This is a genomic window from Streptomyces camelliae (assembly GCF_027625935.1).
GTDB lineage: Bacteria > Actinomycetota > Actinomycetes > Streptomycetales > Streptomycetaceae > Streptomyces > Streptomyces camelliae.
The window spans coordinates 3,478,836-3,490,891 of record NZ_CP115300.1 but is presented as its reverse complement, the minus strand read 5'-3'; the positions used below and the strand labels follow the sequence as shown (position 1 = coordinate 3,490,891).

The following is a 12,056-nucleotide window of genomic DNA, read 5'->3' as shown; positions in this document are numbered from 1 at the left end:
TCCCGTCCTGGTCATGACACGCCTGCGGGCGACGGCATCCGGCCGGGCGGACTACGCTCGGTGCTCATGAGCGACAGGCACATCAGTCAGCACTTCGAGACCCTCGCGATCCATGCGGGCAACACCGCGGATCCCCTCACCGGCGCGGTCGTCCCGCCCATCTACCAGGTCTCGACCTACAAGCAGGACGGCGTCGGCGGGCTGCGTGGCGGTTACGAGTACAGCCGCAGCGCCAACCCCACCCGTACCGCCCTGGAGGAGAACCTCGCCGCGCTGGAGGGCGGCCGTCGCGGCCTCGCGTTCGCGTCCGGTCTCGCGGCCGAGGACACCCTGCTGCGCACGCTGCTCACCCCGGGCGACCACGTCGTCATCCCCAACGACGCCTACGGCGGCACCTTCCGCCTGTTCGCCAAGGTCGCCACCCGCTGGGGCGTGGAGTGGTCCGTCGCCGACACCAGCGACCCGGCCGCCGTGCGGGCCGCGATCACCCCGAAGACCAAGGCCGTCTGGGTGGAGACCCCCTCCAACCCGCTGCTCGGCATCACCGACATCGCCGCCGTCGCCCAGGTCGCCCACGACGCGGGCGCCAGGCTCGTCGTCGACAACACCTTCGCCACGCCCTACCTCCAGCAGCCGCTGGCGCTCGGGGCGGACGTCGTCGTGCACTCCCTGACCAAGTACATGGGCGGTCACTCCGACGTGGTCGGCGGCGCGCTGATCGTCTCCGACCAGGCGCTCGGCGAGGAGCTGGCCTACCACCAGAACGCGATGGGCGCCGTCGCCGGCCCCTTCGACTCCTGGCTGGTGCTGCGCGGCACCAAGACCCTCGCGGTGCGCATGGACCGGCACAGCGAGAACGCCACGAAGATCGCCGACATGCTGACCCGGCACGCGCGCGTGACGCAGGTGCTCTACCCGGGCCTGCCCGAGCACCCGGGGCACGAGGTCGCCGCCAAGCAGATGCGGGCGTTCGGCGGCATGGTGTCCTTCCGCGTCGAGGGCGGCGAGGAGGCGGCCGTCGAGGTCTGCAACCGCGCCAAGGTGTTCACCCTCGGTGAGTCCCTCGGTGGTGTGGAGTCCCTGATCGAGCACCCCGGCCGGATGACGCATGCCTCCGCGGCGGGCTCCGCGCTGGAGGTCCCCGGCGACCTCGTGCGCCTGTCGGTCGGCATCGAGAACGTCGACGACCTGCTCCAGGACCTTCAGCAGGCCCTGGGCTAGCCGGCATCCGCTCCATCGGCCCGGCGCGCCCATGTACGCGCGCCGGGCCGTGGGCTCACCAGCCCGTGAGCGGCGTCGTCCGGGAGGGCGGCTGCGTCCACGGGTGCACGCGAGCCGCCCACACCCCGAATGCGACGGCCGCGGCCCACGCCAGCAGCCACAGCACCCGGCGGACCAGCCGCCCGCGCCGCAGCAGGCGCTCGCCACGGCGCACCGCCTCCGCGCACAGGTCCGGCGGCACCGGCGCCGGTGCCCGTTCCATGATCTGCCGTACGGCGGCTTCCCGCTCGGGCCGTTTCACGGCACCCTCCCCGCGCGCGTGGAAGTCATCACGTCCCTCGCGCGCGCAGAGAAGTCACCGAGTCCCGCGCGTGCAGGCCGCGTGCCTGCACCGCATACGCCGGGCCATTCATGGCGGCCATGCCGGCCGTACCGCCTCATGACGGCGCCGTCTTCGTGCCCACCGCGCGCGGGGCGGCCGGGCGGGCCGGGTGCAGCAGGGTGGCCGTTGCGCGGTCGCAGAGGGTGTGCACGCGCTCGGCCGGCAGCCCCAGCAGGGCCGCGGTCTGCTGTTCGGCGACGCCTTCGTAGAGCCGCAGTACGAGGATCAGCCGTTCCTGCGGGGCGAGGGCGGCGAGCGGACTGCGTGGATCCGGCCGGGCGCCGCCGAGCACGCGGTACTGATGCCAGGTCGCGCGCGCGAAGCGGCCGGCGAGGTACTGGCGGGCGCAGTCGTACGGGTCCTCGCCGCGCAGCCGGTCCCAGCGCGCGTACGTGTGGGCGAGCGCGAGTGTCAGCAGCCGCCGCGCGCGTGGGTTGTCGTCCGGCGCCTCCGCCGTGAGCAGCGTGGCGGCGTGCAGCAGGCGCCCGCCCGCGCCCGCGACGAATGCCTCGAACTCCCGGGCCCGGCGGGTACTTCGGGCCACCTGCCGATCGCGCACCGCGCCTCCCCCCGACGGGGGCCCTGTCCGGTACGGGACAGGTGAACCGCGTACGACGCAGGACCCGGTCTCATATGAGGCCAGCGGCGGCCCCGGGTCAAGAGTCCGGAGCCCACCGGTGCCGACCGGTGTCGACCGTGTCCCGCGCGCGAGTCGGCGGTGAGTGCCCGGCGCGTTCAGGAGGCCGGTGGCTGCTCCCCCTGTGCGGTGCCCGGTGCCATCCGCGCGGAGAGGGCGCGGTTGAAGCGGGTCAGGAGCGAGCAGAACTGCTCGCGCTCCTCCGGTGCCCAGTCGTGGGTCAGCTCGGCCATCAGCTGACGCCGGGAGGAGCGCACCTCCTCCAGCCGGGCGGACCCGCGCGGGGACAGCTGAAGCACCACGGCGCGCCCGTCCTCGGGGTGCGAGGTGCGCTTGACGAGCCCGGTGTCGACCAGCGGGGCCACCTGCCGGGTGACCGTGGAGGAGTCGATGCCCATGCTCGCGGCGAGCGCCTTGACGCCCATCGGGCCTTCCCGGTCAAGGCGGTTGAGCAGCAGATACGCCGCCCGGTCCATGGAGTTGCGCACCTGCCCGACACCGCCGAGACGGGTCTGTTCGGCACGGCGGGCGAACACCGCCACCTCGTGCTGGAGGGTGTCGAGAAGACCGGTGTCACCGACGGTCGTCATGTCCATCGACATTTCAGGTGTTGTGGGCATGGCCGGAGGCTCACTTCATGAAGGGCTGCTGGGTTGGGGGACAGAGTACGCGGCCCGGGGGCGGACCGTACCGGCGCTGCGCAAACCGGTCTCGGAGCTTGGTCACACCCGCCGCGCGCGGGCGTGAACTGCGATGCTGGAGTCATGAGCTACGGCACGGCTGACTCCTTGCGTTCCGTCACCCTCGACGATGTGCGCGGCGCCCAGAAGATGCTCTCGGGCGTCGCACGGGTGACCGCGATGGAGGGCAGCCGGCACCTGTCCCAGCTGGTCGGCGCGCCGGTGCAGCTCAAGTGCGAGAACCTCCAGCGGACCGGCTCGTTCAAGCTGCGCGGCGCCTACGTGCGCATCGCCGGGCTGCTGCCGGAGGAGCGGGCGGCCGGGGTGGTGGCCGCGAGCGCGGGCAACCATGCGCAGGGCGTGGCCCTGGCCTCCGCGCTCCTGGGCGTGCACGCCACGGTGTTCATGCCGAAGGGCGCGCCACTGCCGAAGATCAGCGCGACCCGCGAGTACGGCGCCGAGGTGCGGCTGCACGGTCAGGTGGTCGACGAGACGCTGGCCGCCGCCGAGGAGTACGCGGCCGAGACGGGCGCGGTGTTCATCCACCCCTTCGACCACCCGGACGTGATCGCCGGTCAGGGCACGGTGGGCCTGGAGATCCTGGAGCAGTGCCCGGAGGTGCGCACGATCGTCGTGGGCATGGGCGGCGGCGGGCTCGCGGCCGGTATCGCGGTCGCGGTGAAGGCGATCCGGCCGGACGTCAGGATCGTCGGGGTGCAGGCGCAGGGCGCGGCGGCCTATCCGCCCTCGCTGGCCGCCGGGCACCCGGTGTCGGTGCGGAACCCGGCGACGATGGCCGACGGCATCAAGGTGGGGCGGCCGGGCGTGGTGCCGTTCGGGATCGTCAAGGACCTGGTCGACGAGGTGCGCACGGTCACCGAGGATCAGTTGTCGGCGGCGCTGCTGCTGTGCCTGGAGCGGGCCAAGCTGGTCGTGGAGCCGGCCGGGGCGAGCCCCGTGGCGGCACTGCTGGGCGCGCCGGACGCCTTCGAGGGCCCGGTCGTCGCGGTGCTCTCCGGCGGCAACGTCGACCCGGTGCTGTTGCAGCGCGTGCTGCGGCACGGCATGGCCGCACAGGGCCGCTACCTGGCGGTACGGCTGCGGCTGACGGACCGGCCGGGCGCGCTCGCCACGCTGCTCGGGGTCTTGTCAGTGGTCGACGCCAATGTCCTCGACGTGAGCCACGTGCGGACCGATCCCCGGCTGGGGCTCACCGAGGCGGAGGTGGAGCTGCACCTGGAGACGAAGGGCCCGGTGCACTGCGCCGAGGTCGGCCAGGCTCTGCGGGACGCGGGCTACACGGTCATCGACTGACCCGGCGCCGGGGGCGCTGCCTGCCCGGAAAAGCACCACCGTCACTCGTTCGGGCAAACCCATTGAGAGACGCGATACATCGCGTTATGGTGTGTCGCATGTCCGGAGAACCGGGCGACGAATCCCCGACGACGTGGAGACTGACATGCCAGGCGCCATCTATGCCGAAGGCCTGGTGAAGACCTTCGGTGACGTAAGGGCTCTGGACGGCGTCGACCTCGATGTGCCCGAGGGCACGGTCCTCGGCCTGCTCGGGCCGAACGGCGCCGGCAAGACGACGGCCGTCCGCTGCCTGACGACCCTGCTGCGCCCCGACAGCGGCAAGGCGGTCGTCGCGGGCGTGGACGTGCTCAAGCACCCCGACGCCGTGCGCCGTTCCATCGGCCTGTCCGGCCAGTTCGCGGCGGTCGACGAGTATCTGACCGGCCGGGAGAACCTGCAGATGGTCGGCAGGCTGTACCAGATGCGGGCGAAGCCGGCGAAGGCGCGCGCGGCGGAGCTGCTGGAGCAGTTCCACCTCACGGACGCCGCCGACCGCCCCGCCAAGACCTACTCCGGAGGCATGCGCCGCCGGCTCGACCTCGCCGCGGCCCTGGTGGTCTCGCCGCCGGTGATGTTCATGGACGAGCCGACGACCGGCCTCGACCCGCGCAACCGCCAGCAGCTGTGGGAGGTCATCAAACAGCTCGTCTCCGGTGGTACGACCCTGCTGCTCACCACGCAGTATCTGGAGGAGGCCGACCACCTCGCCCATGACATCGCGGTGGTCGACCACGGCCGGGTCATCGCCCAGGGCACCTCCGACCAGCTCAAGGCCCGCACCGGCGGTGAGCGCGTCGAGGTCGTGGTGCACGAGCGCGACCACATCGCGACCGCCGCCCAGGTCCTGGGGAGCTTCGGCAAGGGCGACACCACCGTCGAGGAGCACACCCGCAAGCTCACGGTCCCCGTCACCGGCGGCGCGAAGCTGCTCGCCGAGATCATCCGGGAGCTGGACACCCGGGGCATCGAGATAGACGACATCGGGCTGCGCCGCCCCACCCTCGACGACGTCTTCCTGTCGCTGACAGGCCACACGGCCGAGACCGTCGGGCCGGCCGAGCAGGACAAGACCCGCACGGAGAACGGCAAGGAGACCGTGAAATGAGCACCCTCACCGAGCCCGTGCGCGTGACCACGCCGGGCAACCCCGTCAGCCGGTCCGTCCGCGACTCGATGGTCATCGCGCAACGCAATCTGATCAGGATGTCCAGGATCCCTGAGATGATCATCTACGGGCTGATCCAGCCCATCATGTTCGTGGTGCTGTTCACCTACGTCTTCGGCGGTTCCATGCGGATCGGTGGCAGCAGCAGCGCTGTCGACTACAAGAACTTCCTCATGGCCGGCATCTTCGCGCAGACCGTCACGTTCGCGACCGCCAGCTCCGGTGCCGGGATCGCCGACGACATGCACAAGGGGCTCATCGACCGGTTCCGTTCCCTGCCGATGGCCCGCGGCGCGGTGCTGACCGGGCGTACGCTCGCCGATCTGGTGCAGACGGCCGTCACGCTGGTCGTGCTGGCCGTGGTCGCCGTGGTCGTCGGCTGGCGGGTCGGGTCCGACGGATCCACGAACGCCGGCAAAGTGCTCGCGGCCTTCGGCCTGCTGCTCCTGCTCGGCTACGCGTTCACCTGGATCGGCGCGCTGATCGGCATGTCCGTCCGTACCCCCGAGGCGGCCACGTCCAGCGGGCTGATCTGGCTCTTCCCGGTCACGTTCATCTCCAACGCCTTCGTGGACCCGGCCCACATGACCCCGTGGCTGCGGCACGTGGCCGAGTGGAACCCGTTCAGCGCCACCGCGCAGGCCGCCCGTGTGCTGTTCGCCAACCCCGGGCGGTCCACCTCGCACGCCTGGCCGATGGAGCACCCGGTCTGGGCCTCGCTGATCTACTCGATACTGATCATCGCGGTCTTCCGCACCCTCGCGGTGCGCAAGTACCGCTCGGCCACCGCCTGACGGCCCCGGACACGGCGAAGCCCCCGGTGTCCGCGCGATCCGGCGGACACCGGGGGCCCGAGGCCAGGCGAGGCAGGGGCTGCCAGGCGAGGCAGAGGCTGGTGGGTCAGCCCGAGTACGGCACGGCCTTCAGGATCCGCACCGAGGCCTTCTTGCCGTTCGGCAGTTCGTACTCCGCGTCCTCGCCGACCTTGTGGCCGATGACGCCGGCGCCCAGCGGGGACTGCGGCGAGTACGTCTCGATCTCGGAGCTCGCGTACTCGCGGGACGCGAGCAGGAACTCAAGGGTGTCGTCCTCGTCACCGTCGAAGGCGATCGTGACGACCATGCCGGGCGCGACGGCGCCGTCGGCGGAGGCCGGGGCCTCGCCCACCTGGGCGTTTTCGAGAAGCTGGGTCAGCTGCCGGACACGCAGCTCCTGCTTGCCCTGCTCCTCCTTGGCCGCGTGGTACCCGCCGTTCTCACGCAGGTCGCCCTCCTCACGCGCGGCCGCGATCTTGGCGGCGATATCCGTGCGCGCAGGACCAGAAAGGTACTCAAGCTCGGCCTTGAGCTTGTCGTACGCCTCCTGGGTCAGCCAGGTGACGTTCTCACTGGTCTGGGTCACAGGGTGCTCCTCGTCGGTACTGGGAATACAAAGCATCGCCCTACCCAGAAGAATGTTCCTTCTTGGGTGGGCGAAACCACGAGCCTAACAATTCGAGGGCGAAAGGGGGAGGACATAAGCCATCAGAATCACATCGACGCAGGTCAGCGTCTACGTGTTCCGGGTGATGGATCAGCCCGAGCGGCCCGTTCAGCCCGTGTGGCAGCCGAGCAGCTCGGCCGTGCTGCCCTTCGCCGTCGTACGGAGCGTGACGACCTGGTCGATCCGTGTGGCACTGCCGGTGAAGCGGAAGTCCGCGCGGCCCACCTCGGAGCCGTCCGCCGCCTGGGAGCGCAGGGTGCAGTAGCCGTCGGTTCCGGAGTCCTTGTGGACCTCCAGATGCACCTTGACCGCGTTGTCCGAGGCCACGAAGGTGATCACCTGGGCGCTGATCCTGGTCTCGAAGACCTTGTCGTAGGCGAAGTAGCCGACGAGAGCGAGCAGGAGCGTGCCCAGCACCACGGCGGCGACCCTGAGCTTGCGGTCGGCACGCTCGTCCGAGGAGCGGCCGTAGCGGCCCTCGGGCAGCCGCGTGCTCGCCGTGCTCATGATCTTCCTCTCGGCAGAACCGGACCCGGAATTATTCGCCCCCCGATTCCGTCACTATAGAAGCCGCCGATCGCGCCGAAGACACGGGGCGCCGAGTTACCGAGGATTGAGTCTTGACTGACCAGCTGCGACTGATGGCCGTACACGCGCACCCCGACGACGAGTCCAGCAAGGGTGCGGCCACGATGGCGAAGTACGTGTCCGAGGGGGTGGACGTGCTGGTGGTGACCTGCACCGGCGGAGAGCGCGGGTCCATCCTCAATCCGAAGCTCCAGGGCGACAAGTACATCGAGGAGCACATCCACGAGGTACGCAAGAAGGAGATGGACGAGGCCCGCGAGATCCTCGGCGTGGGGCAGGAGTGGCTCGGCTTCGTCGACTCCGGCCTGCCCGAGGGCGACCCGCTGCCCCCGCTGCCCGAGGGCTGCTTCGCCCTGGAGGACGTCGACAAGGCGGCCGGTGAGCTGGTCCGCAAGATCCGCTCCTTCCGCCCGCAGGTGATCACCACCTACGACGAGAACGGCGGCTACCCGCACCCCGACCACATCATGACCCACAAGATCTCCATGGTGGCGTTCGAGGGCGCGGCGGACACCGAGAAGTACCCGGAGGGCGAGTTCGGCCCGGCCTGGCAGCCGCAGAAGCTCTACTACAACCAGGGCTTCAACCGCCCGCGCACCGAGGCGCTGCACCACGCGATGCTGGAGCGCGGCCTGGAGTCGCCGTACGGGGACTGGCTCAAGCGCTGGAAGGAGTTCGAGCGCGTCGAGCGCACGCTGACCACGCACATTCCGTGCGCGGACTTCTTCGAGATCCGGGACAAGGCGCTGATCGCGCACGCCACGCAGATCGACCCGGACGGCGGCTGGTTCAAGGTGCCGATGGAGCTCCAGAAGGAGGTCTGGCCGACGGAGGAGTACGAGCTCGCGAAGTCGCTCGTCGATACCTCCCTCCCCGAGGACGACCTCTTCGCGGGCATCCGGGACAATGCCTGACATGAGCGCAAGCGTGAGCCTGGCAGTGACGCACCTCGTCCCCCTCGCCAAGGAGGTCGACCAGAACAAGGTCACCCCCGGTGTCCTCGGCTTCATCGTCTTCGCGGTGATGGCCCTGGCCGTGTGGGGCCTGATGAAGTCGATGAGCAGGCACATGAACAAGGTCGACTTCAAGGAAGCCCCGGACCCCGAGGCGAAGCAGAGCGCCGACTCCGCGCCGCGACGGGGCTGACACCGGGCGTCAGCGCGCCGCCGGTACCGCCACTCCCATCACCTCCTGGGCGTGGCGGTCCGGTGTCATGCGCAGCCGCCAGGCCTGCCAGCCGGCCTCCAGGCTGACGCCCCGCTCCAGCAGCAGGGCGTACGCCGTGAGGCCCTCGGTCAGCTTCTCGTCCCGCAGCGGATGCGTGGCGCGGGCCAGCTGGGCCAGCTCCTCCTGGGCGACGGCCGTGCCGACCTCTGTGCCGCCCGGCGCCGCGTACGGCAGCAGGGTGCAGCGCAGGAAGCGGGCCCAGTCCTCGCCGCGCAGGTCGCCGTAGGAGGCGAACAGATCGCGTGCCTCGTCGCACAGGGCCAGCGCCGCTTGCGTGCGCGCATTGCCCGCGTCGACCACGGCCAGCTCCAGGCAGGTCCACGCCTCGCCGTGGGCGACGCCGATGCGCTGGAAGTCGGCGCGGGCGTCCACGAGGAGCTGCCGGGCGAAGCCGGAGTTGCGCAGCGAACCGGTCTGCGCGGCCCGCTGGTCGCGGGTGACCCGGGCCGAGTGGTGCCGGGCGCAGGCCAGGCCGTAGACGTCGCGCATCCGGGAGAACATCGTGCGGGACCGTTCGAGGGCGCGGACCGACGGATCCAGCTCCCCGGACTCCTCCAGCGCCTGGCCCAGGTAGTACAGCGTCCAGGCCTCGCCGCGCGCGTCCTCGTTCTCCCGGTGCCGGGCGGCCGCCTGCCTGAGGCCCTCCACGGCCGGCGCGGGGTCGCCGTCCACCAGGCGGGCGCGGGCCAGCTGGGTCAGCGCCCACGCCTCGCCGCGCGCGTCGTGCGTGCGGCCGTACCGCTCCAGGGCGGCCCGCAGCTCCGTCTCCGCGCGCGGTACGTCGCCCATCCGCAGCGCCAGCTGGCCGAGCTGGAAGTGCGCCCAGGCCTCGCCGTGCACCGAGCCGCCCTCGTGGTGCAGGACCAGGGAGCGGGTGAGCAGCTCCAGCGCCTCCGACAGCCGGGCCCGGTCGCGCTGGACGGCCGCCAGAGCGTGCATCGTCCAGGCCCGGTCGGTCGCCAGCTCCGGTGCCGCCTGCAGATCCAGCGCCTCCTGGAGTTTGGCGGCGGCCTCGGTGAGCTGGCCCTGGTGGTGCAGGGTGATGCCGAGCGAGCACAGGGCGCGAGCCGCACCGGCGTCGTGGTGGGCCTCCCGGTACAGGTCCACCACCGAGGCCAGCGTGGTGCGTGCCTTGTCCAGCTCGCCCAGCTGCCGGGCCGCGATACCGGTGCGCCACTGCACCGAGCGCACCAGCAGCCCCTGGTCCACGGCCTGCGCCAGCTCGCTGATCTCGCCGAGCCGGTACAGGTCGCCGCGCAGCAGGCAGTAGTCGCACAGCGCGCCCAGCAGGTTCAGCACCGCCGCCTGGTTCACGCCTTCCGCCTGGCGCAGGGTCGCCGTGATGAAGCTGGACTCGTCGTCCAGCCACCGCAGCGCCTCGTCGAGCGAGGTGAAGCCGTGCGGGCCGAACTGGTGCGAGCGCGTCGACATGTTCCCGTCGACCAGGCGCAGTACGGAGTCGGCCAGGTCCGCGTAGTTCACGATCAGCCGTTCCTGGGCCGCCGTGCGCTCGGCCGGGTCCTCCTCGTCCAGCAGCCTGGCCTGGGCGAAGGCACGCACCAGGCTGTGCAGCCGGTAGCGGTTGCCGCGGACGTGGTCGAGCAGTCCGGCGCGGGCGAGGGCGACGAGGTGCCGGGTGGCCTCGGCCTCGTCCGTGCCGAGCAGGGCGGCGGCCGCCGCCGCGCCGAGGGAGGCCCGCCCGGCGAGCGCGAGCCTGCGCAGCAGCCGGCGGGAGAGCTCCGGCTGGTCGGTGTAGCGCAGCCACAGGGCGCGCTCCACCGGCTCCACCGGGCCGTACGCGCTCAGGTCCGCCGCCAGTTGCCGGGGTGAGCGGGGGCCGAGTGCGGAGCCCGCGATCCGCAGGGCCAGCGGCAGTCCGCCGCACAGGTCCCGGATCCGTTCGGCGGACTCGGCGTCGTACGGGCCGGACGTGTCTTCGGCGGCGGCGCTCAGCAGTTCCTCGGCGCCCGCCGCGTCCAGTGCCTCGACCGGCAGGTGGTGCACCCAGGCCGGCAGGTCCGCGGGCAGGTCGAGGGCCGTGCGGGCGGTGACCAGGACCAGGCTGTCGGAGCGTTCGGGCACCAGCGCCCGCACCTGTTCCGGGTCCGAGGCGTCGTCCAGCACGATCGTCACGGGCAGACCGGTCAGCTGCTGGTGATACAGCTCGGCGAGCCGCTTGAGCTGCTGGTCGGGGGAGGAGCGCTCCCGGAACAGCAGCTGTTCGCGGGGTGCGCCGAGCCGGTTGAGCAGATGCAGCAGGGCGTCGCGGGTGGGCAGCGGGGTCTCCTCCCGGCCGCCGCCGCGCAGGTCCACGACCACCGCGCCGCGGAAGTGGTCGCGCAGATCGTGTGCCGCGCGCACCGCGAGCGTGGTCCGGCCGGAGCCGGGTTCGCCGTGCAGGACGACCACCGTCGGCCGGGTCTCGGTGGCCGCCCGCGCGGCCTGCGCCCACTGTCTGATGCGGGCCAGCTCAGCCCGGCGTCCCGAGAACCGGCCGTCCGGCTCGGGCAGCTGGCCGAACGACTGCTCCAGCACCGTGCGTCTGCGGGCCGCCGCGCTCTTGTCGGCGCCGCGCAGGGTGGGGCTCGCGGTCTTCTTCGGGCCCGTGGAGGCGCTGAGCATCCGCTGCTGGTCGAGGAAGGGGCGGATGCCCCGCACCTCCAGCGCGGTCAGCCACTGCAGCCGTAACTGCTCCGCACCGCCGGGCTGGCCCGCGGCGCCGGCCCGGTGATGGGCGGCCGGCAGATGGGTACCGGCCACCTTCACCACGGTCGCGGCGGCCCCGACCGCCCCGGCGGCCACGCCCGCACCGACCGCCGTACCCGTACCGGTGCCCAGGGAGAGGTCGGCCACCGCCGCGGCGACCGCGGCGACGGCCGCCGCCAGCAGGGCTGTCCCGGCGCCGTCGCGGGCGTAGCGCTGCCCGAAGGTCAGCCGGCCCGCCTCGGCCTCGTCCAGTGCGCGGGTGTACGCCTCGTACTCCTCGCCGGCCGACCCGGCCATCGCGTCCAGCTCACCGCGCGCCCGCGACAGCAGCACCTGCCCGTCGACCCGTCCGCCCGAGCGGCGCACCTCCTCCTCCACGGCCCGCACCAGCAGCCGCTCGGCCTCCGCCCGATGGCTCTCCCGCATGTCCAGTCCCCTCCGGCGGCAACGTCCTTGGCTTACGAGTGTCCTTCGAGCCGGACCAGATGGCGAGGGTGCGACGATCAGCGGACCGGTGAGGATTTCGTGCCAACACTCCGGTGAAACCGCTCGCGCTCCTGCGGGACCACCACGCCCTGCCCGGCCGGTGCGGGCAGGCGCGCGAGGAGGTGT

At 71.9% G+C, this 12,056-nt stretch carries 12 protein-coding genes; 6 read left to right on the top strand and 6 right to left on the bottom strand.

Annotation, left to right across the window (positions count from 1 at the left end):
• The first annotated feature begins 66 nt into the window (after positions 1–66).
• On the top strand, positions 67–1,221 hold the full coding sequence (locus O1G22_RS15735; RefSeq protein WP_270081932.1) for a cystathionine gamma-synthase: 1,155 nt from the start codon (positions 67–69) through the stop codon (positions 1,219–1,221).
• Between the two features lie 55 nt (positions 1,222–1,276).
• On the opposite strand, the gene O1G22_RS15730 is transcribed toward O1G22_RS15735, so the two are convergent.
• From O1G22_RS15730 to O1G22_RS15720, 3 genes are all read right to left on the bottom strand, one after another.
• Entirely contained in the window at positions 1,277–1,522 is a 246-nt protein-coding gene (locus O1G22_RS15730; protein ID WP_270081931.1) for a hypothetical protein, read from the bottom strand.
• A 136-nt stretch (positions 1,523–1,658) separates the two neighbouring features.
• On the bottom strand, positions 1,659–2,162 hold the full coding sequence (locus tag O1G22_RS15725) for a sigma factor-like helix-turn-helix DNA-binding protein (RefSeq protein ID WP_270081930.1): 504 nt from the start codon (positions 2,160–2,162) through the stop codon (positions 1,659–1,661).
• 176 nt (positions 2,163–2,338) lie between these two features.
• Entirely contained in the window at positions 2,339–2,842 is a 504-nt protein-coding gene (locus O1G22_RS15720; RefSeq protein ID WP_225098761.1) for a MarR family winged helix-turn-helix transcriptional regulator, read from the bottom strand.
• A gap of 162 nt (positions 2,843–3,004) precedes the next feature.
• Here O1G22_RS15720 and ilvA point away from each other — a divergent pair, with 162 nt between their 5' ends.
• From ilvA to O1G22_RS15705, 3 genes are all read left to right on the top strand, one after another.
• Entirely contained in the window at positions 3,005–4,234 is a 1,230-nt protein-coding gene (gene ilvA / locus O1G22_RS15715) for a threonine ammonia-lyase (protein WP_270081929.1), read from the top strand.
• Positions 4,235–4,379: 145 nt separating this feature from the next.
• On the top strand, positions 4,380–5,381 hold the full coding sequence (locus tag O1G22_RS15710) for an ATP-binding cassette domain-containing protein (protein ID WP_270081928.1): 1,002 nt from the start codon (positions 4,380–4,382) through the stop codon (positions 5,379–5,381).
• Entirely contained in the window at positions 5,378–6,235 is an 858-nt protein-coding gene (locus O1G22_RS15705) for an ABC transporter permease (protein ID WP_270081927.1), read from the top strand. Before O1G22_RS15710 ends, O1G22_RS15705 begins: the two co-directional genes overlap by 4 nt.
• A 106-nt stretch (positions 6,236–6,341) precedes the next feature.
• Here the strand turns inward: O1G22_RS15705 and greA are convergent, their stop codons facing one another.
• Both greA and O1G22_RS15695 read right to left on the bottom strand, forming a co-directional pair.
• Positions 6,342–6,842: a transcription elongation factor GreA gene (gene greA / locus O1G22_RS15700; RefSeq protein ID WP_225098719.1), complete on the bottom strand. Its 501-nt coding sequence runs from the start codon at positions 6,840–6,842 to the stop codon at positions 6,342–6,344.
• 189 nt (positions 6,843–7,031) lie between these two features.
• Positions 7,032–7,430 (bottom strand): DUF4307 domain-containing protein, encoded by a 399-nt coding sequence (locus O1G22_RS15695; protein ID WP_225098718.1) that lies wholly within the window; start codon positions 7,428–7,430, stop codon positions 7,032–7,034.
• Between the two features lie 113 nt (positions 7,431–7,543).
• Here O1G22_RS15695 and mca point away from each other — a divergent pair, with 113 nt between their 5' ends.
• Positions 7,544–8,425: a mycothiol conjugate amidase Mca gene (gene mca / locus O1G22_RS15690; protein ID WP_270081926.1), complete on the top strand. Its 882-nt coding sequence runs from the start codon at positions 7,544–7,546 to the stop codon at positions 8,423–8,425.
• Positions 8,418–8,657 (top strand): hypothetical protein, encoded by a 240-nt coding sequence (locus tag O1G22_RS15685; RefSeq protein WP_270081925.1) that lies wholly within the window; start codon positions 8,418–8,420, stop codon positions 8,655–8,657. Before mca ends, O1G22_RS15685 begins: the two co-directional genes overlap by 8 nt.
• Before the next feature lie 9 nt (positions 8,658–8,666).
• Here the strand turns inward: O1G22_RS15685 and O1G22_RS15680 are convergent, their stop codons facing one another.
• Positions 8,667–11,870, bottom strand: a complete 3,204-nt coding sequence (locus O1G22_RS15680; protein ID WP_270081924.1) for a tetratricopeptide repeat protein — start codon at positions 11,868–11,870, stop codon at positions 8,667–8,669.
• Positions 11,871–12,056: the final 186 nt, after the last annotated feature.

Excerpts from the sequence above, each read along its gene's own strand:
- O1G22_RS15720 (WP_225098761.1), bottom strand. The coding sequence starts at position 2,842 with ATGTCGATGGACATGACGACCGTCGGTGACACCGGTCTTCTCGACACC.
- O1G22_RS15710 (WP_270081928.1), top strand. The coding sequence starts at position 4,380 with ATGCCAGGCGCCATCTATGCCGAAGGCCTGGTGAAGACCTTCGGTGAC.
- O1G22_RS15680 (WP_270081924.1), bottom strand. The coding sequence starts at position 11,870 with ATGCGGGAGAGCCATCGGGCGGAGGCCGAGCGGCTGCTGGTGCGGGCC.
- ilvA (WP_270081929.1), top strand. The coding sequence starts at position 3,005 with ATGAGCTACGGCACGGCTGACTCCTTGCGTTCCGTCACCCTCGACGAT.
- O1G22_RS15695 (WP_225098718.1), bottom strand. The coding sequence starts at position 7,430 with ATGAGCACGGCGAGCACGCGGCTGCCCGAGGGCCGCTACGGCCGCTCC.
- O1G22_RS15685 (WP_270081925.1), top strand. The coding sequence starts at position 8,418 with ATGCCTGACATGAGCGCAAGCGTGAGCCTGGCAGTGACGCACCTCGTC.
- O1G22_RS15735 (WP_270081932.1), top strand. The coding sequence starts at position 67 with ATGAGCGACAGGCACATCAGTCAGCACTTCGAGACCCTCGCGATCCAT.
- O1G22_RS15705 (WP_270081927.1), top strand. The coding sequence starts at position 5,378 with ATGAGCACCCTCACCGAGCCCGTGCGCGTGACCACGCCGGGCAACCCC.